The following is a 21086-nucleotide window of genomic DNA, read 5'->3' as shown; positions in this document are numbered from 1 at the left end:
AGCCGCTTTCACCCCGGACGTATCCCGCACGGTGTCTGACGTTCCCTCAGGAGAGCAGTGACTGAAGGTACTTGACCGTCGCCGGGTCCGCGGGGAGGAACGTCTCGATGGCCAGCTCGGCCACCGTCACGTCCATCGGGGTGTTGAAGGTCGAGATCGACGAGATGAACGACAGGACCCGGCCTTCGTGCTCGATCTGCATCGGAAGCGCGAAGTAGGGGACAGGGCCCAGGGGTTCGTCGTCCCGGGCCAGGTCCGGGTCCGGGACCGGATACGCCGCGACCTCCTCGTACAGGGCGCGCAGCGGCTCCGAGCGGCGCAGGGCGATCTGACGGTCCATCTGGGCGAGCAGATGGTCCCGCCACGCGCGCAGGTTGCGGATGCGCGGCGCCAGACCCTCCGGGTGGAGGGTGAGCCGCATGGCGTTCAGCGGCGGCGCGAGCAGCGACTCGGGGATGCCGTCCAGCAGCATGGCGATGCCCCGGTTCGCGGCGAGGACGTTGTACGTGGCGTCGACCACCAGCGCCGGGTAGGGCTCGTAGCCCTGGATCAGGCGCTCCATGCCCTCGCGCAGGGCGTCCATCGACGGGTCGTCGAGCGGCGTCTCCTTGAAGTGCGGCGCATAACCGGCCGCGAGCAGCAGCGCGTTGCGTTCCCGGACGGGTACGTCGAGGTGCTCGGCGAGGCGCAGCACCATCTCCTCGCTGGGGCGGGAGCGGCCCGTCTCGATGAAGCTGATGTGCCGGGCCGAGGAGTCCGCCCGCAGCGCCAGCTCCAACTGGCTCACCCGCCGCTGCTCCCGCCAGCCACGCAGCAGCGGACCGATCCCTTCGCCGACACCGTCGCCGGTACCTTTGCCGGCGGCCTTGCGGGTGGGGGCAGTTGAGGACCGGGCGGCTCCGGACGCGACAATCGTCATACGACGACGGTAGTCGAGGAGCGGTGACGACGGTCTGGCGGCGGTCACCGAGGTCGAGGAGCGGCGAGTGAACGACGTATGGAGCCGACGCCTGGGCTGGGAGGCCGAGGCGGTCTACCGCGCACGGGTACGCGGCTGTCTGCTGGGCGGGGCGATCGGGGACGCGCTCGGCTATCCGATCGAGTTCGCCTCCCTGGACCGGATCCGCGCCGCGCACGGACCCCGGGGCGTGACCGGGCTGGTCCCCGACGGCGACGGAGTCGTGGGGCGCGTCAGCGACGACACACAGATGACGCTGTTCACGGTGGAAGGGCTCGGGCAGGCCCACGCGCGAGAACGCCGCAAGGGCATCGGCGGCGGGGCACCGCGACTGGTGCGCTGGGCGTACGAGCGGTGGCTGGAGACACAGCGGAGGCCGGGGCCCGAGGTGAGCGCGACGGCCGCGGCGCCCGCCGGCGCACCGGCCCACGATTCTCGCGCCCACGCCGGGCCCACCGGCGGTCTCGCGGCCCAGGCCTGGCTGTACGCCCGCCGCGCCCCCGGCAACGCCTGCCTCTCCGGGCTCGAACGGGACCACGTCCCCGACCCCATGCTGGCACTCGGTCCGCCGGGAGCGGTGAACCCCGACTCCAAGGGTTGCGGTGCGGTGATGCGCTCGGCACCCTTCGGGCTCGCCCCCGCCTCGGAGGACTTCGCGTTCGGGCTCGCCGCGCGGTGCGCCCAGATGACCCACGGCCATCCCACCGGGTACTACGCGGCCGGGGCGCTGGCCGCGATGGTCGTTCACCTGGTCGCCGGGGAGTCCGTCGAGAGCGCCGTACTGCGGGCTCTGCGGCTGCTCGCCCGGTACCCCGGGCACGAGGAGACCGCCGTCGCGCTGCGGCGGGCCCTTGACCTCGCCGACGAGGGTGACCCGAGCGCCGGGAAGGTGGAGCGCCTCGGTGCCGGCTGGATCGCCGAGGAGGCCCTGGCCATCGCGGTCTACTGTGCCCTCGCCGGGCCCCGCGTGGCCGACGCCCTCCTCCTCTCCGTCAACCACTCCGGCGACAGCGACTCGACCGGGGCCATCTGCGGCAACCTTCTGGGGGCGCGGTATGGCGACCATGGGCTGCCGGGGGAGTGGCTGGAGCGGGTGGAGGGGCGTGCGCAGATCGCTGCGCTGGCGGATGACTTCGCGACGGAGTGCGTCCGCCGGTAGCCGCCGGGTTTTTCGCCCCCGCCGCCCCTACCCGTCCCATCCCTGGGGGCTGCGCCCCCGGACCCCGGCTTGAAAGATTGCGCAGTTCCCCGTGCCCCTGAGTAAGTAGCCGTGCGGCAATTGCCAATGTAACCGTCCGTTTCGGCTGTCCACGAACACGACGGCACGGCGCTTGATCAACAAGCCCCGCTCCATGGCAATCTGCGGGCCGGAACAATGACTTGGAGCCGGAGGTACACCGCCCGTGGCTGCGAACAGCAATCCCACCGTCAGAAAGCGCCGTCTGGGAGCCGAGCTCCGCCGGCTCCGTCAGGCCAGCGGGCTGAAGAGCGCGGAAGTGGCCGAGAGACTCATGGTCTCCCAGCCCAAGATCAGTCACCTGGAGAACGGCCGCCGCGCCATCAGCCCCCGCGACGTACGCGATCTGTGCGCGATCTACGGAGTCACGGACCCGCAGGTCATCGAATCGCTCACGCGGATGGCCAAGGAATCCGGACAGCAGGGTTGGTGGAACGTCTACGGCGACATCCCCCAGAGCGTCTATATCGCCTTGGAGACGGACGCCGCCATCATCCATGCCTACGAGCCCATGGCGATCCCCGGCCTGCTGCAGACCCCCGCCTACGCCCATGCCGTCATCGAGGAAACGATCCCGCAGCTCACTGCCGAACAGGCCGCCACGCGCCTCAAGGTGCGGCTACGCCGTCAGCACCGGATCTACGACCCGGCCCGCCCGCTGCGTCTGTGGGTCGTCCTGGACGAATCAGCACTGCGCCGCGTCGTCGGCAGCCCCGCCATCATGCGCGAACAACTGGAGCACCTGAACACACTCGGCTCCGAGCCCCATATCACCGTGCAGGTCCTTCCCTACACCGTAGGCGCCCACCCGGGCCTCACAGGACAGTTCTTCATCCTGAGCTTCGCCGACAGCCCCGAGGTAGTGGTGTGCCTGGAACGGTTCACCAGCGATCTCTACCTGGAGAAACCGTCCGACGTGCAGTTCTACAGCATGATGTACGACCACCTCCAAGCCCAGGCCCTCAACCCTGACAGCAGCCGCGACTTCATCACCGACGCCACCAAGTCGTACATCAACGCAGCGAGCCGGCCCTGACCGGCTGTTTCCGACCCCGCGCCCCTAAAAGGGGCGCGGGGAACTGCGCAATCTTTTGGGGGTCTGGGGGCGCAGCCCCCAGGGATGGGACGGGTAGGGGCGGCGGGGGCGAGAATCCGGCGTCGGGCGGGTGCGGGGCCGGGGCCGGGGGACTGTGGGACGCTGAGGAACAGCCCCACCCGTACCCCCACGCGCATCCCCACCGGACGAAAGGAGCGAGGTCATGGCCGTCGAACCGTTGTCGCAGAAGGAGATCGAGGACCGGCTCGCGGAGCTGCCGGGATGGTCGGTGGACGGCGACCGGCTCGCCCGCTCCTACCGGCTCGGCTCACACTTCGCGGCGACCGCGATGGTCGTCCACATCGCCCAGGTCCAGGAGGAACTGGACCACCACTCGGACCTCACCCTCGGCTACAACACCATCTCCCTCACGGTGAACACGCACAGCGTCGGCGGCGCCATCACCGCACTCGACTTCAACCTCGCCCGCAGGGTGGAGGAACTCGCCCCGGGACACGGGGCACGCTGACCCACGTGCTGGACTACGACAAGGAAGCCGACGCGTACGACGCGACCCGGGGCGGTGAACCCCGGGCCGCGGCGGCCGCCGACGCTGTCCTCGGCCTCGTCCCCGAGAGCGCCCGCGCCCTGCTGGACATCGCCTGCGGCACCGGGATCGTGACGCGGCGCCTCGCGGCCGGACGGCCGGGGCTGCGGGTGACGGCAGCCGACGCGGCGCACGGCATGGCGCGGAGGGCGGCGGCACGGATGGCGGATGCCGTTGTCCGTGCCGACTCCCGCCAACTCCCCTTCGCGGACGGCTCGTTCGACGCTGTCTCGGTCATCTGGCTGCTGCATCTGCTGGACGACGCGGCCCCCGTCGTCGCCGAGGCCGCCCGCGTCCTGCGCCCCGGCGGCGTCCTCGTCACCACCGTCGACAAGAACGCCGCCCACCACGTGGGCAGCGACATCGACGCACTGGCCGCGCCGTACCGCGGGCAGCGCGCCACGGACGAGACCTCGCTCGTCACGGCGTACGCCGCCGAACACGGCCTGCTCCCCAGTGGGACGGCCCGCTTCCGGGGCCACGGCCAGGGACGGATCCCACGCCGCCTGGCCCGCTACGTCCGGGACGGCGAGATCTACGCGGCGGGCGGCATCGCGCTCGCCGAGCGCATCGAGGCGCTGCCGGACCCGGACGCACCGCGCCCGGACCCCGAGTTCACGCTACGGGCGTTCCGGAAGGCCGCGTGAACTCCATGACCCAGTTGGTCACCCACGTCGTCTCCCCGTCCACGGAGAACGCCTGCTCCCAGCGGGCCGTGGTCGCCGAGATCCCCGACCACACGAACCGCACCCGCACGTCCTTCCCGTCGTGGGTGTCGTCCCCGTGGAACTCGCCCCGCCCGTCGGGCCCGAACCGCCCGATCACCGGCGGGAACAGCTTGCCGCTGCGGCTGGACGACCAGTTCAGCGACCACTCGCCCGCCGCGGGGTCGAAGAGCCGCAGGGTGAGCCCCTTCCAGCCCTGACTCGGTACGTCCAGCTCGTCGACGTTCGCGGCCCCGTCGAACAGGCTCCAGCAGCGGCTCGTGGCCGCGAACTCCTCCCAGTCGCTGCCGGCGTCGAGGAAGTCGGTCAGCCTGCGGTGGTGGACGTCCCACTCGCCGTGGAAGAAGTCGAAGTCGTGCGCGGTACTCATGTGCGGTCTCCAGTCGTGCCCTCGGGGAGGGAGTCGGCGAGGTAGGCGTCGAGGTCGGGGGTGTCCGGCGCGAGCATGTGCCGCACCCAGGCGTCGCGTTCGTGCAGGATCGGCGGCAGCTCCCAGACGCACCCGATCCACGGCAGGCCGGGTGTGATGAAGTGCGTCGGGTCGCGGTCGGGGCAGCCGAGCACCGGCTGGCCCGCCGACGCGCCCCGGAAGTGCAGGACGTTGTCCCACACCCAGCTGTAGGCGTTGAGGTACGCGCCGTCGTCGCCGCCCCGGTGCAGCACGACGAAGGTCGCCGGCGGCGTGCCGTCCGGCTCGGGGAGCAGCTTCGGCAGCATCGCGTACGCCGCCCGCTCCACGTCGGGCGCGATGCCCGCCGCGTCGGCGGTGACGTGGTAGCGCTTGATCCGCCGTCCCGCCACCTCGATCGGCGGCGGCACGGTCAGGAGTTTCTCCGTGAAGGCCATGAGGGGAAGCTAGGCGGACTTCCCTGACACCTTCTGTCAGTGAAGTCCGTCGGATCTGGGATTCTGGTGAGGTGAAATCCGCGCGGCTCGTCTCGGTCCTCCTGCTCCTCCAGACCCGCGGCCGCATGACCGCCGCCCAGCTCGCCGAGGAGCTGGAGGTCTCGGTGCGCACGGTCTACCGGGACGTCGAGGCACTGAGCGCGGCCGGCGTCCCGCTGTACGGCGACGCGGGCCACGCGGGCGGCTACCGGCTTCTGGACGGCTACCGCACCCGCCTCACCGGCCTCACCGCCGACGAGGTCGAGGCCCTCTTCCTCGCGGGCGTCCCCGGCCCCGCCGCCGAGCTGGGCCTCGGCTCGGTCCTCGCCGCCGCCCAGCTCAAGGTGCGCGCGGCCCTCCCGAGCGAGCTGCGCGAGCACGCCGACCGGATCAGCGGCCGCTTCCACCTGGACGCGCCCGGCTGGTACGCGGACGCCGACGAGACCCCGTACCTGCCCGCCGTCGCCGATGCCGTCTGGAACCGCCGCGTCCTGCACATCCGGTACCGCCGCTGGCGTGAGCCCACCGACGTGGAGCGCCGCCTGGAGCCGTACGGCCTCGTCCTGAAGGCGGGCCGCTGGTACGTCGTCGCGGGACCGGGGCCGCGTACGTTCCGCGTCGACCAGATCCTCGAACTCGCCGCCTCCGAGGAGGAGTTCGCCCGTCCCGAGGACTTCGACCTCGCCGCGTTCTGGTCCGCGTACCAGAGGGACTTCCACGAGCGGCTGCACCGCGCGGAGGCGGTCGTCCGGCTGGCGCCGGGAGCACCGGCAGCCCGACTGAGCGGCCCCGCGGCGCACGCGGTGTCGGTCAACGGCCGTACGGACAAGGACGGTTGGACGCGCGCGACCATCCCCATCGAGTCCGTGGACCACGCCCATCACGACTTCCTCCGCCTCGGCACGGACATCGAGGTCCTCGAACCGGCCGAGCTGCGGGAGCGGATCGCCGCGACGGTGGCGGAGCTGGCGTCGCGGTACGCGTGACGCCAGGGCCGTCAGGGCCGCCGGTCAGATGGTGAAGTGCAGGGCGCGGTGCAGGAAGTCCAGCTTCTCGTCCGCCCAGCCGAGTACGCCGAGAGTCGAAGTGAGGTTCCCCGGTGGGCGGTTGATGAGCGTGTCGTGCCGGATGAGGCGTCCGAAGTCCACGAGAACCGGGTCGGGGCGCGGCGTGGAGCTGTGGGGCGGGAAGAACTCGACCCCCGCCCGCCGCATGACGTTGATCAGTTCCTGGGCGAGGATGCCGTACCCGACGGTCGTGGGGTGGACGCCGTCCAGGGAGAACAGGCCTCCGTTCGTGCGGCGCGTCCCGTCACTCGCGAGGAAGCGGCTGTTGGGGACCGGGGTGAGCGCGGCCAGCCCCGGGGGCATCGGGTAGGGCTGCCACCAGTCGGGGCGGGCCTGCGGATCCTCGATGTACCGGCGCGAGCCGAGCCGGTCGAGAAGGCCCGCGGTGTCCAGCAGATACCAGTCCTTGCCGTCCGCGCGAGCGCCGCGGACCTCCGCGGTGATCGCGTAGTTGTACTGATCCACGGCACCGTCGACGGCACGCGCCTGTTCGGCGGTGAGGTGGGGGTCCTGGCGGGGGTCGAAGTCGCCGTCACTGATCCACGGGCGCGTGTAGTACGGGAAGTAGGCCGATCCGGGTGCGGTCTTGACGGCGACACCTCGGGCGATGGGCGCGATCGTGACATGCGGGACGGTGCACCAGATCACGTGCCGCGCCTTGATCTCGCGTACCTCCAGAGCCACCCGGCGAAGCTCGGCGGCGAAGTGCTCGGGCCTCCAGACGGTGAAGGCGCCCTTGCGCTGCGGGTCGTCGTAGCCGTCGTCGCTCCACACCACCCGCAGATCCACCACCGAGCGCAGCGCGTTGTTGGGGCCGAGGAACACGATGAGCGTCTCGATCCCGTGCGCGGGGTCCGTCGCGCCGACCTCGTCGCCGAGCCGGGCGGCCGCGTCCAGCTGGCTCAGGTTCGCGGCCTCCGGCGGCTCGGTCGGCAGCACGCGCAGCGCGGCGCGGTCGTCGGCGTGCTCCACCATCTGGTGCACCAGGTTGTCCTTGGGGGTGGAGATCCGCTTGCGGCACATGTCGGCCGACCGGTCCAGCGCGTCCCGCAGATCCCAGCCGAAGACCGCGAGGTTGTGGTTGATGGCGGTGGTGCTGGGCACGGCGGTACCCGCTCCGCGCTCCCAGTAGTCCTCCACCTTGTCCATGAACCGGCGGGCGTGGAACAGCGCGGGCGCCGTCTCCCACCAGTCCAGGTCCCGGCCGTAGCGCGCCTCCAGGTCGCGCAGGAACAGCTCCAGATTGAACGGGAGCCCTCCGAACCCGTTGTAGGAGGGGTATCGGAAGTGCTCGCTCCACCCCAGCTCGTGGGCGATGATCGCGGGATACGAGACATCGGTGTGGAAGACCGCCGCGCTCTGGAATCCCTGGGTGAGTGAATCGCCGACGGCGACCAGCCGGTGGCGGGGCCGTCCGGTCCAGCTCGGATCGACCTGGATTCCCAGCGTGGGGTCCGTGACCGGCACCCGTGGAATCGGCCCGTGCGTGAATACGTTCTCGCCGTTCTCGCTCATGGTTCCCCCTAGGCCTGTACGAGTGCTGTACCGGAGAGCGCGGCGGAGCGGCACGGGGCGGGAACACAATTACGTCCGAAAACAGGTTGGTTGAGGTGGGGAACCACGGCTCGTTGGTGCTACCCGGCAACTCCCTTGCGAACAGCGGCAACTGAGGGAACAGAATCCGTCTGTCCTCTCAGGAGGTACCCACCGTGCAGCACCCGCACAGGCAGCACCGCAGACGCGCGATCGGCTCGGCGCTGGCGGCCACCGCGGCACTCATCGCCGCCGGACTCACCGCCCTCGGCACCGGTTCGGCCGAGGCGGCCACCGCCCGTCAGGTCGAGGCCCTCGACCGGGGCGTCGTCAGCGTCCACACCGACAGCGGCAACCTGGTCAGCTGGCGCTGGCTCGGCACCGATCCGAACGACGTGTCGTTCAACGTCTACCGCGCCGGGACGAAGGTCAACTCGACCCCCGTCACCGGCTCGACGAACTACTTCCACTCCGGCGCGCCCGCCCAGGCCGACTACACGGTCCGCGCGATCGTGGGCGGCGTAGAGCAGGCCGACTCGGTGCACGCCATCCAGTTCCGTACGGGCTACAAGGACGTGCCCATCACCCCACCCGCGGGCGGCACCACCCCCGACGGAGTCGCGTACACCTACGAGGCCAACGACGCCTCCGTCGGCGACCTCGACGGCGACGGCCAGCTCGACTTCGTCCTCAAGTGGCAGCCCACCAACGCCAAGGACAACTCCCAGTCCGGCTACACCGGCAACACGATCATCGACGGCATCAAGCTCGACGGCACCCGCCTGTGGCGCCTCGACCTGGGCAGGAACATCCGCTCAGGGGCGCACTACACCCAGTTCCAGGTGTACGACTACGACGGCGACGGCAAGGCCGAGGTCGCCATGAAGACGGCCGACGGGACGACGGACGGCCAGGGCACGGTCATCGGCAGCGCCTCCGCCGACTACCGGAATTCGAGCGGATACGTCCTCTCCGGACCCGAGTACCTGACCATGTTCAACGGTCAGACGGGCGCCGCCATGGGCACCGTCGACTATGTCCCGGCGCGCGGCACGGTCTCCTCCTGGGGCGACTCGTACGGCAACCGCGTCGACCGGTTCCTCGCCGGAACCGCCTACCTGGACGGAGCCCGGCCGTCCCTGATCATGGCGCGCGGCTACTACACCCGTACCGTCATCGCCGCCTGGGACTGGCGGGGCGGCGCGTTCACCCGGCGCTGGACCTTCGACACCAACTCCTCGACCAACAGCGGCAAGGGGTACGACGGCCAGGGCAACCACCAGTTGTCGGTCGCGGACGTCGACGGGGACGGCAAGGACGAGATCGTGTACGGCTCGATGGCCGTGGACGACAACGGCAGCGGCCTGTGGACCACCAAGAACGGGCACGGTGACGCCATGCACGTCGGCGACCTCGACCCGTCCCGCGCGGGCCTTGAGGAGTTCAAGGTCGACGAGGACTCCTCGAAGCCGGCGTCGTGGATGGCGGACGCGAAGACCGGCGCGATCCTGTGGTCCACGGCGGCCAACGGCGACAACGGCCGGGGCGTGGCCGGGGACGTCTGGGCGGGCAGCGCCGGGGCCGAGTCGTGGTCCTCGCACGCCGACGGCGTACGCGATCCCCAGGGAAACGTGGTGGCGAGCCGCAAGCCCGGGAGCACCAACTTCCTGTCCTGGTGGGACGGCGACACGGTCCGCGAACTTCTCGACGACACCCATATCGACAAGTACGGCACCTCCGCGGACACCCGTCTGCTGACCGGCGCGTCCGTCCACTCCAACAACAGCACCAAGGCCACCCCGTCGCTCTCCGGCGACCTCTTCGGCGACTGGCGCGAGGAGGTCGTCTGGCCGACGACCGACAACACGGCGCTGCGGATCTACTCCACGCCGTACGAGACGACCACGAAGATCACGACCCTGCTGCACGACACCCAGTACCGCACGGCGCTTTCTTGGCAGAACACCGCCTACAACCAGCCCCCGCACCCGAGCTTCTTCATCGGTGACGGGATGGCGACGGCACCGCGCCCGAGCGTCTACACGCCGTGAACCGCGTGAAGGCTCTTCCAAGGTGAGTCAATCAGGCCCCCTCGCGGGACGCTCCGGAAGGGGGCCTGATTCATGGTCTTGGCCGGTACCCGCTACCCGCCCTGCGAATAGCCCTGCCCGCTGTCAGCTGTAGGTCCAGCGCCATCCGTTGGAGCGGTATACGCACTTGATCCTGGTGCCGCTCGCGGTGGTCGTGCTGGCGCCGTGGTCGCTGTTGCGGCAGTACTGGCCTGCCGAATAGCAGTTGCCGGAGTTGGAGACGATCGAGCAGGTGCTGACGGTGTCTGTGCTGCCGCCGCTGCTGCCGGAGTCGCTACCCGAGGCGGCCTCGGCGGTGACGGTCACCTTCACCTTGACCGTCTTCGTCGCGGTCACCGTCGGTGCCGGCTTCGGCTTCGCGGTGGCCGTCGTGGTGATGGTGACGGTCGCGGTGGGCCGCACCTTGCTGGCCGCGGCCTCCGTGGTCTTGCTGCTCTGGCCGCCGCTGTCACTGCCGCCGGCGGCGACGCCGAGGAAGAAGGCGAAGCCGATCGCGGGCAGCACGTAGCGTTTCCGTGCCCACCGCGGTCTGGCCGACGGCGGTGCGGGGGCGGACGGCACGGGCTGCGGCCCGTATCCGGGCGGTGGCGGCGGCTGGTTGTACGACATGGTCCCCCCCAGGGACGATTGTGGTGGGGTGACCGTAACGGGAGGTGTGAAGAAAGTGTGAGTGGTGGGTGAGGGTGGTGACGCAGTTGTGATCATGTTGGGCGGGCGAATGGTTCCAACCGGACCTTTTCGGGGCTCGGAGGGTTCTGATCAACCACGGCCTGAACCACCCACGAGGACGTAGGACGGCTCCCGGGCCGCCGATCGGCCCGGGAGCCGACCGTCACGTCACCGCGCAGCTCTCATCCCCCAACTTGAAGGACGTGGGTTTCGTGTTCGCTCCCGTCCAGCTCCCCGTGAACCCGAAGCTCACCGACGATCCCGCCGCCACGTTCGCGTTCCAGCTGACGTTCTTCGCCGTCACCGCGGCGTCGGTCTGCGTGTAGTCGGCGTTCCACAACTGGGTGATCTTCTGGCCGTCCGGGAAGGTCCAGCCGAGCGACCAGCCGCTCCAGGCGCTGGATCCTGTGTTGGTGAGCGCCACATCCGCCTGGAAGCCGCCCGACCACTGGTTCGTGATCTTGTACGTCACCGAGCAGGCGCCCGTCGGTGTCGGCGTCGGATCGGTGCCGCCCCCGCCTCCGCCACTGCTGTCGGAGCTGTCGCCGTAGATGATCCCGCGCCCGTTGGTCGCGATGTACACCCGCCCGTAGACCCGCGGGTCACCGGTGATCGCCGCGCCCGTCCAGCCCCACTGGTGGGCGTCGTCGTTGATGCGGGTCCAGCTCGCGCCCTTGTCGGTGGACCGGAAGATGCCGCGTACGCCGCCGATCTTCGCGCTGGTGTAGAGCGTCTGGTACGAGGCTCCCGTCGCCGCCTTGCCGAAGCCGATGGTGTCGGCCTGGTCGACGTTGGACAGTTTGGTGAAGCTCGCGCCGCCGTCCGTCGAGTGCCACAGCCCGTACGCGCCGTCGCTCGCACCGCCCGCCAGCCACACATCGCCCAACGCGTCGGGCAGCGCCTTGAAGCGCACGCTGTCACCGCTGGGCAGGCCGGTGGCGGCGGACGCCGTGAAGGTCGCGCCTCCGTCCGAACTGACGTAGAACTTACCGGACTTGAAGCCGTAGAAGGTCTTCGGGTCGACCCGGTCCGACTCCACGATCGCCCCGGACGGGATACCGCCGGCCGCCGACCATGACGTGCCGAACCCGGTCGTGTACTGCACGCCGGTGCCGGCCGGGCTCCACACGAAGCGGCTGCCGTCCGAGGCCGCGGCGACCGTTCCGCCGCCGGTGACGCCCGAAGGGTCGGTGCCCGCGAACCAGTTGGCGCCGTTGTCCGTCGAGAAGCCGATGTGCGGGCCCGAGTCGAGGTTGCCGACCCGTACCACCGTGTTCGGGCTGGTCTCGGCGTAGTCGAGGCTCGTCGTGCTGGTGAGGTTCGGCGAGGTGTACATCATCGACGGCACCTTGGTGAGGTCCGTGTGCCGGAAGCCGCCGATGTCACCGAGCGCGCTGAGCAGCGGGGCGCCCGACGGGGGAGAGGCGAGGTCGTTGACGGCCGTCTCCTCCAGTCCCTGGACCATCGGCTTGATGGTGAACTGGCTTCCGCTGTCCCAGTTGGTGAGGTTCTCGGTGCCGAAGACCGTCGCGCCTGTCCCGTACATCATCCGGGCGGAGTTGAACGGATCGATCTCCAGCCCCTCGGTCATCCAGCCGAGTTTGGGTGTCTGCTCGGGCGGCGAGGGGTTCGCGCCGAACGTCAGCCAGGGCACGGACGACACGTCCATCGTGTAGCGGTTCGAACGGTTCGGGTACGAGGTGTAGTCCCAGGCCTTCGTCCAGGTTCCGCCGCTGTCCGTGGACCGGAAGATCTGGGTGTCCGGCCACCACGAGCTGTACGCCGTCGCCATCACCGTGCCCGGATGCTGCCGGTCCACGGTCAGCCCGCTGAAGCCGTAGTAGGTGTCGGCCTCCGCGACCGGGCTGATGTTCGTCCAGGTGCCTGTCTTGGTCGCGTACCGCCACAGCTGGCCTTTGCCGCCGTCGTACGGGCCGCCCTTGTCGCTGTAGGCGAGATAGAGATAGCCGTTGGTGGCGTCGAGGACACCCTTGTGGGCGAGATAGCCGGTGGGTTGCCCCGCGAGCCGGGACCAGGTCGCGCCCCCGTCCGTCGAGCGGTAGACCGCGTTGTCCTTGTCGGCGACCCCGACGTAGAGGGTCTGCGTCGCGCTCCCGGACGTACCCGTCGACTCGTCGAAGGTCACCCAGACGATGCCCTGGTTGTCGGAGGCGTAGCCGCTGGTGTCGGTCGAATCCTGCACGTAGTTACCGACGTTGGGGAAGTTCGTGACCTGCGACCAGCTCGCGCCCGAGTCCGTCGAACGCCAGAGTCCCTTGCCGCTGGGCGCGCCGAGATACAGCACGCTGTTCTTGTTGGGGTCCACGGCCAGCCGCTCGCCCATGCCACGCCCCGGCATGTTGCCGCCCAGCTTGAACGGCAGGTCCGCCTTCTGCCAGCTCGCGCCCCGGTCGGAGGACCGGAGCACGGCGCCGTTCGTCGGGTCCCAGCTGTTGGTGTACGTGCCGACCGCCGCGTACACCTTGTTCGGGTCGACGGAGTCCGAGGCGAGGCTCACGACGCCGGTGTGGCCCCAGTCGGCGAAGCCGACCGAGTCGAGCAGCGGCGTCCAGGTCTTGCTCGACTCCACCCAGCGATAGGCGCCGCCGATGTCCGTGCGGGCGTACGCGAGGTTCTTCTCGGAACGGTTGAAGACGATGCCGGGGACGAAGCCGCCTCCGTCGATCCGGGCGTTGTTCCAGGTGTACGTGTCGGCGGCGAGGGTCGTCGTCGCCTTGGGGGTACTCGCGGCCAGGGCGGGCGGACTGCCCGCCAGCAAGCCGGCGGCCAGCGCCAGCACGGCCGTGAGGATGCGGGTTCTTCGCACGGTGGGGGTCCTCTCTGAAGGAGGGCATGAAGGCCGGGCGGCCCCCAGTGCGGGTGGGGACCGCCCGGCCGATCGGCCCCGTCGTCAGGTGACGAGGCCAAGCACGCGGAGCCTTCAAGCGGTTCCGATGAAGCGCGGCGAGCTACCGCGCCCCTATAAGGGGCGCGGGGAACTGCGCGGCCAGCCACAGCCGGCCGGCAGTGTCCATACCGCCCTTCCCGCGGAGCGCTTGGCGGGGGCTATTCGAGAAGCTCCGCGTACGAGCCCATGGCCAGGGCGATGTCCGCCTGGGCCCAGAACCGGTGGTACGTGAAGGAGGGCGCGGCCCCGCCCGCCAGATAGCTCTCGATCTTCGACCAGGCCGGGTCGTTCTTGTAGAAGGACCGGAGCGAGGTGAAGGTCGAGGAGGAGTTGATCGTGTCGCCGTTCGGCATCGTGCCGGTCCAGCCGCTCGGCACGTACACGCTGTCGTCGAAGCGGTTGTAGTCGGCGCGGGTCTCCGGGACGGCGATACCGAGACCGTCCTGGTAGTTGCCCCACATGCCGTCGAGCAGTGCCTTCGCCGTCGTCTTCGCCTGCGCGTTGCCGGACTTGGCGGCGTAGTACGACAGGGTCTTCGCGTACGCGGCCGCCACACCGACGTCGTTCGTGTAGTCGGCGACGGTCACGTGAAGTCCGCTGTTGGCGCCGGGACTTGACGCGTTCCAGGTGTCGGGCGCGCCGGACCACTGGAGGGTGGAGGGGATCTGGTAGGTGCCGTCCGGGTTGATCGTGGTCTTGGACAGCGCCCAGGAGACCCACTTGTCGAGGACCGCCTTCGCGCTCACGTTCCCCGTCTGCTGGTAGTACTCGGCGACCCGCTCCATGGACCACGCCTGGAAGCCGAACCACTGGTTGGACGGCGGGTCGTGGTACACCGGCTGCTGGTCGTAGTACATGCCGTAGAAGGTCGGCGTCCCGGTGGGCGGCGTCGCGTAACGGCCCGCCCAGCTGTTGGTGGCACCGCCCGCGATGGCGCCCTCGTCCGACTGGAGCCAGCGGTAGAACTCCAGCTGCCGGGTGAGGGAGGTTCCCCAGTCCGCCGCCCCTGTCGAGGACTTGGGCTTCAGATCGGCGTTCGTGCTGAGCGCGTACGCCGCCAGGGGGTTCTGGTAGCCGCCGTGGACGTGGCTGGATCCGATGCGCCAGGCCCAGCCCGCCGAGGTGTCGTTGGCGCCGCCCCAGGCGTAGTACCAGGAGAGCAGATAGGAGGAGGCGTCCTTGCCGGTGCCGGCCGCGCAGGTCGACGGGCCGACGCAGTTGCCTATTTTCTTGAAGTACTTGTCGTACATGGCGTAGCGCAGATAGTCGCCCATCTTCGCCGCCTTGCCGACGGTCGTGGACACATCGCTGCCCTTGCCCTGGGCCTTGGCCCAGACGTCGGCCCAGTACGCGGCCTGCACGGCCCGCGCGTCGGCGTCGGGAGCGTCGGTGTACTTCCACTGCTTGGCGTACGAGGAGTCCCCGGTGAAGAGGTCCAAGTACCCGTTCGTTCCGCCGTACTTGAAGGAGTCACAGGTCGGCTGCGGAACCGTCTCCCACACCGACTCCTGCGCGCCGCGCTGGAAGGTGTTGATGTACGAGGGGCCGGTGTCGGTCGGACCCGCCTCGCACTTGCCCGGGGAGTTGCCGTACCCATACGTGTTGTCGACGTCCTGGAGCCAGTGCATGCCGTACACGTCGTCCGTGCCGTACGCACTCTTCAGCTCACCCGCGATCGGGTCCGAGCCGACGGAGACACTCGTGTCGAGCTTCGCCGGGTACTCGTTCGGAGTGTCCAGCTCGGGCGCGTAGGTAGCCGGCTTGGAGGCGTTGTAGAAGGAGTTCGTCGGCTGGTCGGCGTGGGTGGGGATCATGTACGTCTCCATGGTCGTCCACGCGGCGTTGAACTTCGACCAGTCGCCGGTGACCTTCCCGTACATCGCCTGCAGCCAGATCAGATAGCTGTACGCCTCCGACGTCGTCTCATGACCCTGGTCGGGCGCCTCGACGATCAGTGTCTCCACCGAGTGGTAGGGGATGCCCTCGGGGGAGAAGTAGCCGTTCGCCGGGTTGGTGATCTTGCCGTAGAGGTCCAGGAAACGGGCGTCGTACGCCTTCGACGCGGCCAGCTCCGTCACGGTGACCGTGGCCTTGGTGAAACCGGTCGCGGAGGCCGTGAAGGTCGCCGATCCGGTGCCGGAGGCGTCGGCGGTGAGGGTCACCGTCTGCGCCGTGTTCCAGTTGGACGGGGTGAAGGTGAGCGAGGAGCCGCCCGTGACGGACAGACCCGTGTTGCCGTCCGTGCGAGCGGTCGACACCGTCACGTTCGCCGAAGGCTGCGTCGACAGCTTCAGGTCGAAGGTCCCCGTCTTGCCCTGTTGGACGCCGAGTTGGGTCGGCGAGGCCACCACGGCGGGACCCGAGGCGACCGTGATGCCGACCGGTGTGGAGTTCGCGGACGCGCCCAGGCTGTCGTACGCCTTCGCCACCAGCGAATGACTGCCCACGGTCAGGCTGTTGACCGAGAGCGTGTACGGGGAGCTGGTGTCCGTGCCCAGCAGCGTCGTGTCGTCGTAGAACTCGACCTTGCTGATGGTCGCGCTGTCGGCGGCGGCGGCCGTCGCGGCCAGCGGGATCGCGTCGCCCTGGGTGTAGATCGCGCCCGCGGTCGGGCTGGTCAGCACGGTGACCGGCGGCTGGTGCGCGCCGGTGCAGGTGGTGCCGTTGACCGCGAAGGACGCCGGCGCGGTGTTGGTGCCGCTGTACGTGAACTGGCCGCCGGCGGTGACGGCGGCCCCGGCGGCGATCGTCCCGTTCCAGGACGCGTTCTTCACGGTGACCGTCTTGCCGGACTGGGACCAGGTGCCGTTCCAGCCGTTGGTGAGGGTCTGGTTGCCCGTGTAGTCGTACGTCAGGGTCCAGCCGCTGATCGCGTCGCTACCCCGGTTGGTGATCGTGACGTCGGTGGTGAAGCCGGAGCCCCAGTCATTGGTCTTGTAGTCGACGCTGCACTGAACTGTCGCTGCCTGTGCGGGAGTTGAACCGGTTGCCAGTGTCGCCAGGGGGAGTGCGAGGGCCGCCACGACGGCGGTCCACAGCCGCCGCGCGGTGCGGCGGTGTCTCTTTCTGGGGCTGGGGCGCATGTGCTGGTTCCTCCTTGCGGCTCGGAGAATGGGGGGAGGAGCAACAAGCCTTGAACCAGTGGGAGCGCTCCCATATTGGAGAGGGGGGTGTGAGGGGTCAAGGTGCTTGAAGAGTCGAAATGATTCGATTGATCAACAGTGCAACACCTCTGTCCTTTGCTGACGCTTGGCGCTAACTTCATCCGCACCAGTGGGAGCGGTTCCATCAGTCGACGCGTCCGTCACGACGCGACCGAGCTGTAAGGACTCGCTCATGCGACACCCTCCGCGTTTAGGACTTTTAGTGGTCGGCGCCGCGGTCGCCCTTGTGGGCACCGCGATCGCGCCGGTCGTCACGGCTTCAGGGGCCACACCCGCGTGCACGGTGGAGTACTCCGTCACCAGCCAGTGGGACACCGGCTTCCAGGGCGCCGTGAAAATCACCAACAACATGGCAGCGGTGAGTAGTTGGAGCCTCACCTTCGATTTCGCCGGCGGCCAGAAGGTCACCCAGGGCTGGAGTGCCAAGTGGTCCCAGTCCAATACGACCGTGACCGCGGCCAACGAGAGCTGGAACGGCTCGCTGGGCACCGGCGCGAGCGTCAGCGCCGGGTTCCTGGCCTCGTGGTCGGGCAGCAACGCCGTACCGACGGCCTTCAAGCTCAACGGCACGACCTGCAACGTGGACGCCGGGCCGACGCCCACACCGACACCGACCGAGCCGCCGGCCACCGGTGAGGCGCCCAAGCTGCATGTCTCGGGCAACAAACTGGTGGACGCGACCGGTGCCACGCGCCGGATGCTCGGCGTCAACCGCTCCGGCGGCGAGTTCATGTGCGTCCAGGGCTACGGCATCTTCGACGGCCCGGTCGACGACGCGTCCGTCAAGGCGATCGCCGACTGGAAGGCCAACACGGTCCGCATTCCGCTGAACGAGGAGTGCTGGCTGGGCCTGTCCAACATCAAGCCGGAGTACGGCGGCGCCAACTACATAGCCGCCATCAAGGACCTGGTGGCCAAGGTCGAGGCGCACGGCATGACGCCGCTCGTCGAACTGCACTGGTCGTACGGCCAGTACACCGGCAACTCCGCGGGCTGCTCCGACGTGCACGCCACCTGTCAGAAGCCGATGCCGGACGCCCAGTACACCCCGTCCTTCTGGGCCTCGGTCGCCAGCACCTTCAAGGACGACCCGGCCGTCGCGTTCGACCTGTTCAACGAGCCCTACCCGGACCGCGCGACCTCCACGACCACCCAGGCGTGGGAGTGCTGGCGGGACGGCGGCACCTGCCCCGGCATCTCCTACGAGGTCGCCGGAATGCAGGACCTGGTCGACGCGGTACGCGGCACCGGCGCCAAGAACCTGATCCTGGCCGGCGGGCTCGCGTACTCCAACGATCTGAGCCAGTGGCTGACGTACAAGCCCAGTGATCCGACGGGCAATCTCGTCGCCGCGTACCACGTCTACAACTTCAACACCTGCGCCAGTGAGAGCTGCTGGAACTCGACGCTCGCCCCGGTGGCCGCCCAAGTGCCGCTCGTGGCGGGGGAGATCGGCGAGAACACCTGCTCCCACTCCTTCGTCGACACCGTCATGAAGTGGTTCGACGACCGGGGGCTCTCCTACCTCGGCTGGACCTGGAACACCTGGGACTGTTCCTCGGGTCCTTCCCTGATCTCCAACTACGACGGAACGCCCACCGCGTATGGCATCGGGCTGCGCGACCACCTGCGCGCCCTCAACGGATAGGACACCCGCACCCATGAGCCGTACCAGAACAGCGTTACTCGCGAGCCTGATCCTCCTCGGCGGCGCGACGACCACCGGCACCGCTGCCGCCGCCGTCGCGCCGGACGCCTCGATCGCCGCCATCCCCTGCACCGTCGACTACAAGGTGCAGAACCAGTGGGACACCGGCTTCACCGCCGCCGTCACGGTCACCAACAACAGCGCCGCCAAGTCCGCTTGGGCGGTGAAGTGGTCGTACGCCGGAAACCAGAAGGTCACCCAGGGCTGGAACGCGAAGATCAGCCAGAGCGGCACGGACGTCACCGCGGCCAACGAGACCTACAACGGAACGCTGGCGACCGGCGGTTCGGTCAGCTTCGGGTTCAACGCCTCGTACAGCGGCACCAACGCACTGCCGACCACCTTCACGCTCGACGGGGTGACCTGCAACGTCGATGACGGAAGCGGCGGCGGGGGAGGCGGGGGCGGCACCGACCCCTCCGGCAAGGTCGACAACCCGTACGCCGGGGCCAAGGTGTACGTGAACCCCGAGTGGTCCGCCAAGGCCGCCGCCGAGACCGGGGGCAGCAGGATCTCCAGCCAGCCCACCGGTGTCTGGCTCGACCGGATCGCCGCGATCAACGGGACGAGCACCAGCATGGGTCTGCGTGCCCACCTCGACGCGGCGCTGGCGCAGAAGGGCAGCAACGAAGAAGTCGTGCAGCTCGTCGTGTACGACCTGCCCGGACGTGACTGCGCGGCCCTGGCCTCCAACGGGGAGCTCGGCCCGACGGAGATCGACAAGTACAAGACGCAGTTCATCGACCCGATCGCCGCGATCCTCGCCGACTCGAAGTACGCGAGTCTGCGCATCGTCACGACCATCGAGATCGACTCGCTGCCGAACCTCGTCACCAACACGGGCAGCCGCGCCACCGCCACGGCCGCGTGCGACACGATGCTCGCCAACGGCAACTACGTGAAGGGCGTCGGCTACGCGCTGGCCAAGCTGGGCGCGATCCCCAACGTCTACAACTACATCGACGCCGGACACCACGGCTGGCTCGGCTGGGACGACAACTTCGCCCCCTCGGCCACCCTGTTCAAGCAGGCCGCCACGGCCGAGGGCGCCACGGTCGACGACGTGCACGGCTTCATCACCAACACGGCCAACTACAGCGCGCTGAAGGAGAACAACTTCACCATCAACGACACGGTGAACGGTACCTCCGTCCGCCAGTCGAAGTGGGTCGACTGGAACCGCTACGTCGACGAGCTGTCGTACGCCCAGGCCTTCCGCACCCAGCTCGTCTCGGCCGGCTTCAACTCCGGCATCGGCATGCTGATCGACACCTCCAGGAACGGCTGGGGCGGCACCGCGCGGCCCACCGGTCCCGGCGCGACGACCAGCGTCGACACCTACGTCGACGGGGGCCGCTACGACCGCCGTATCCACGTCGGCAACTGGTGCAACCAGTCCGGTGCCGGTCTCGGCGAGCGCCCGCAGGCCGCACCGGCGACCGGCATCGACGCCTACGTGTGGATGAAGCCCCCGGGGGAGTCCGACGGCTCCAGCTCGGCGATCGCCAACGACGAGGGCAAGGGCTTCGACCGGATGTGCGACCCGACGTACACGGGCAACGCCCGCAACGGCAACAACCTGTCGGGTGCCCTGCCGAACGCCCCGCTGTCCGGGCACTGGTTCTCCGCCCAGTTCCAGCAGCTGATGACGAACGCGTACCCGCCGCTGTAAACCGGCTGATCCACCGGGCGACCGGTTGACCGGGCGATCCGCCGGGGTCAGGCCGCCGGGGCCAGACCCCGGCGGATCGCGAACTCCACCGCCGAGTAGTCGCCGTCGGCCCGCTCCAGTTCGTACGGCACGGGCGCGTGCAGCGGCGGCTGCGCCATGAAGCGCGGCCGGGTCCCGTGGTGCGGCTGTGCCGCGTGCACCAGGAAGGGGTGACACAGGTATACGTCGCCGGGGCGGCCGGTGGCATACGCGAGGGGGCGGTGCGCGGACGCCTCGACCAGCTTCGGCGCGAGGTCGAGGCCCGACACGCCCTCCTCGCCGTACGGCTCCAGCAGCGGCGGTACGTCCAGATGGGAGCCGACCCTGATGCGGGTCGGGGCGTCCCGCTCGCCGACCTCGCTGAAGAGGAAGAGCATCAGCAGGGCGCGGCCCTTCGACCTGAGGTTCGTGAAGTACCAGCTCTCGCCCTCGGGCAGATAGCTTCCCTCGATGTGCCAGCCCGCGTCGTCCGGCTCCTCCTCGTGCGGGAAACGCAGCGGAAAGCTGCCCAGCGAGTAGCGCGGCTCCCAGCGACCTTCGCCGAGCAACAGGTCGAACGCCTCATGCAGAACAGGGGAGTTGGCCGCGGCGGCGAAGGGCCCCTGCGCCATGCCGGAGACCCAGCGCACGGGCTCGGCCCAGGTCGTGGGGTCGGCCGGATCGTAGCCCGTCTCCCGCCACAGCAGCCGGGCGCAGTCCTCGGCGACGCGTGGCGGGAAAGCGCCCTCGATCTTCACGAACCCGTCTTCCAGGAAGCGCTCCACCATCACGTCGTCCATGGGGTCATG

16 protein-coding genes are annotated in these 21086 nt (G+C 69.4%); 8 read left to right on the top strand and 8 right to left on the bottom strand.

Translation table 11 applies throughout. The annotated features are described in order from the left end of the window. Window positions 1-46 precede the first annotated feature (46 nt). A complete protein-coding gene (locus OIC96_RS07550) occupies window positions 47-919 on the bottom strand; it encodes a helix-turn-helix domain-containing protein (RefSeq protein WP_330308635.1) in 873 nt (290 codons plus the stop codon). Window positions 920-986: 67 nt separating this feature from the next. Here OIC96_RS07550 and OIC96_RS07545 point away from each other — a divergent pair, with 67 nt between their 5' ends. From OIC96_RS07545 to OIC96_RS07530, 4 genes are all read left to right on the top strand, one after another. Beyond that, window positions 987-2117 (top strand): ADP-ribosylglycohydrolase family protein, encoded by a 1131-nt coding sequence (locus OIC96_RS07545; RefSeq protein WP_330308636.1) that lies wholly within the window; start codon window positions 987-989, stop codon window positions 2115-2117. Window positions 2118-2361: 244 nt separating this feature from the next. Further along, entirely contained in the window at window positions 2362-3231 is an 870-nt protein-coding gene (locus OIC96_RS07540; protein WP_330308637.1) for a helix-turn-helix domain-containing protein, read from the top strand. Between the two features lie 223 nt (window positions 3232-3454). After that, window positions 3455-3760, top strand: a complete 306-nt coding sequence (locus tag OIC96_RS07535; RefSeq protein ID WP_330308638.1) for a 4a-hydroxytetrahydrobiopterin dehydratase — start codon at window positions 3455-3457, stop codon at window positions 3758-3760. Between the two features lie 5 nt (window positions 3761-3765). Beyond that, a complete protein-coding gene (locus OIC96_RS07530; protein WP_330308639.1) occupies window positions 3766-4485 on the top strand; it encodes a class I SAM-dependent methyltransferase in 720 nt (239 codons plus the stop codon). On the opposite strand, the gene OIC96_RS07525 is transcribed toward OIC96_RS07530, so the two are convergent. Continuing rightward, window positions 4454-4933 (bottom strand): hypothetical protein, encoded by a 480-nt coding sequence (locus tag OIC96_RS07525; RefSeq protein ID WP_330308640.1) that lies wholly within the window; start codon window positions 4931-4933, stop codon window positions 4454-4456. The two genes, OIC96_RS07530 and OIC96_RS07525, sit on opposite strands and share 32 nt — an antisense overlap. Continuing rightward, complete coding sequence (locus OIC96_RS07520; protein ID WP_327433298.1) at window positions 4930-5409, bottom strand: hypothetical protein; 480 nt, start codon at window positions 5407-5409, stop codon at window positions 4930-4932. Before OIC96_RS07520 ends, OIC96_RS07525 begins: the two co-directional genes overlap by 4 nt. 71 nt (window positions 5410-5480) lie before the next feature. Here OIC96_RS07520 and OIC96_RS07515 point away from each other — a divergent pair, with 71 nt between their 5' ends. Continuing rightward, on the top strand, window positions 5481-6434 hold the full coding sequence (locus OIC96_RS07515; protein WP_330308641.1) for a helix-turn-helix transcriptional regulator: 954 nt from the start codon (window positions 5481-5483) through the stop codon (window positions 6432-6434). Window positions 6435-6458: 24 nt separating this feature from the next. On the opposite strand, the gene OIC96_RS07510 is transcribed toward OIC96_RS07515, so the two are convergent. Beyond that, window positions 6459-8030 carry a hypothetical protein gene (locus OIC96_RS07510; protein ID WP_330308642.1) on the bottom strand — a complete coding sequence of 524 codons (1572 nt, stop codon included), beginning with the start codon at window positions 8028-8030 and terminating at the stop codon, window positions 6459-6461. 194 nt (window positions 8031-8224) lie between these two features. On the opposite strand from OIC96_RS07510, the gene OIC96_RS07505 reads away from it, so the two are divergent. After that, the gene (locus OIC96_RS07505; RefSeq protein ID WP_330308643.1) at window positions 8225-10099 is read left to right on the top strand and encodes a rhamnogalacturonan lyase; all 1875 of its coding nucleotides are present in this window, start codon (window positions 8225-8227) and stop codon (window positions 10097-10099) included. Window positions 10100-10222: 123 nt separating this feature from the next. Here the strand turns inward: OIC96_RS07505 and OIC96_RS07500 are convergent, their stop codons facing one another. The 3 genes from OIC96_RS07500 to OIC96_RS07490 all read right to left on the bottom strand — a co-directional run bounded on the left by OIC96_RS07500 (window position 10223) and on the right by OIC96_RS07490 (window position 16798). Continuing rightward, window positions 10223-10747, bottom strand: a complete 525-nt coding sequence (locus tag OIC96_RS07500; protein ID WP_330308644.1) for a hypothetical protein — start codon at window positions 10745-10747, stop codon at window positions 10223-10225. A 223-nt stretch (window positions 10748-10970) separates the two neighbouring features. Further along, window positions 10971-13634 (bottom strand): cellulose binding domain-containing protein, encoded by a 2664-nt coding sequence (locus tag OIC96_RS07495; RefSeq protein WP_330308645.1) that lies wholly within the window; start codon window positions 13632-13634, stop codon window positions 10971-10973. Between the two features lie 239 nt (window positions 13635-13873). After that, complete coding sequence (locus OIC96_RS07490; protein WP_330308646.1) at window positions 13874-16798, bottom strand: glycoside hydrolase family 48 protein; 2925 nt, start codon at window positions 16796-16798, stop codon at window positions 13874-13876. A gap of 253 nt (window positions 16799-17051) precedes the next feature. On the opposite strand from OIC96_RS07490, the gene OIC96_RS07485 reads away from it, so the two are divergent. After that, entirely contained in the window at window positions 17052-18527 is a 1476-nt protein-coding gene (locus tag OIC96_RS07485) for a cellulase family glycosylhydrolase (protein ID WP_330308647.1), read from the top strand. Between the two features lie 13 nt (window positions 18528-18540). Next, window positions 18541-20259, top strand: coding sequence for a glycoside hydrolase family 6 protein (locus tag OIC96_RS07480; RefSeq protein WP_330308648.1), 1719 nt, complete (start codon window positions 18541-18543; stop codon window positions 20257-20259). Window positions 20260-20306: 47 nt separating this feature from the next. Here OIC96_RS07480 and OIC96_RS07475 read toward each other — a convergent pair whose 3' ends face one another. Further along, entirely contained in the window at window positions 20307-21077 is a 771-nt protein-coding gene (locus OIC96_RS07475; RefSeq protein WP_330308649.1) for a phytanoyl-CoA dioxygenase family protein, read from the bottom strand. Window positions 21078-21086: the final 9 nt, after the last annotated feature.

The organism is Streptomyces sp. NBC_00775, from assembly GCF_036347135.1.
GTDB classification, from domain to species: domain Bacteria; phylum Actinomycetota; class Actinomycetes; order Streptomycetales; family Streptomycetaceae; genus Streptomyces; species Streptomyces lutosisoli.
Note: the sequence above shows the minus strand (reverse complement) of the source record. Positions and strands in the feature narration are given on the sequence as shown.

Bases quoted from the DNA above. Each gene is read 5' to 3' on its own strand.
- OIC96_RS07475 (WP_330308649.1), bottom strand. From the start codon at position 21,077: ATGGACGACGTGATGGTGGAGCGCTTCCTGGAAGACGGGTTCGTGAAG.
- OIC96_RS07510 (WP_330308642.1), bottom strand. From the start codon at position 8,030: ATGAGCGAGAACGGCGAGAACGTATTCACGCACGGGCCGATTCCACGG.
- OIC96_RS07485 (WP_330308647.1), top strand. From the start codon at position 17,052: ATGCGACACCCTCCGCGTTTAGGACTTTTAGTGGTCGGCGCCGCGGTC.
- OIC96_RS07525 (WP_330308640.1), bottom strand. From the start codon at position 4,933: ATGAGTACCGCGCACGACTTCGACTTCTTCCACGGCGAGTGGGACGTC.
- OIC96_RS07550 (WP_330308635.1), bottom strand. From the start codon at position 919: ATGACGATTGTCGCGTCCGGAGCCGCCCGGTCCTCAACTGCCCCCACC.
- OIC96_RS07490 (WP_330308646.1), bottom strand. From the start codon at position 16,798: ATGCGCCCCAGCCCCAGAAAGAGACACCGCCGCACCGCGCGGCGGCTG.
- OIC96_RS07480 (WP_330308648.1), top strand. From the start codon at position 18,541: ATGAGCCGTACCAGAACAGCGTTACTCGCGAGCCTGATCCTCCTCGGC.
- OIC96_RS07535 (WP_330308638.1), top strand. From the start codon at position 3,455: ATGGCCGTCGAACCGTTGTCGCAGAAGGAGATCGAGGACCGGCTCGCG.
- OIC96_RS07520 (WP_327433298.1), bottom strand. From the start codon at position 5,409: ATGGCCTTCACGGAGAAACTCCTGACCGTGCCGCCGCCGATCGAGGTG.
- OIC96_RS07500 (WP_330308644.1), bottom strand. From the start codon at position 10,747: ATGTCGTACAACCAGCCGCCGCCACCGCCCGGATACGGGCCGCAGCCC.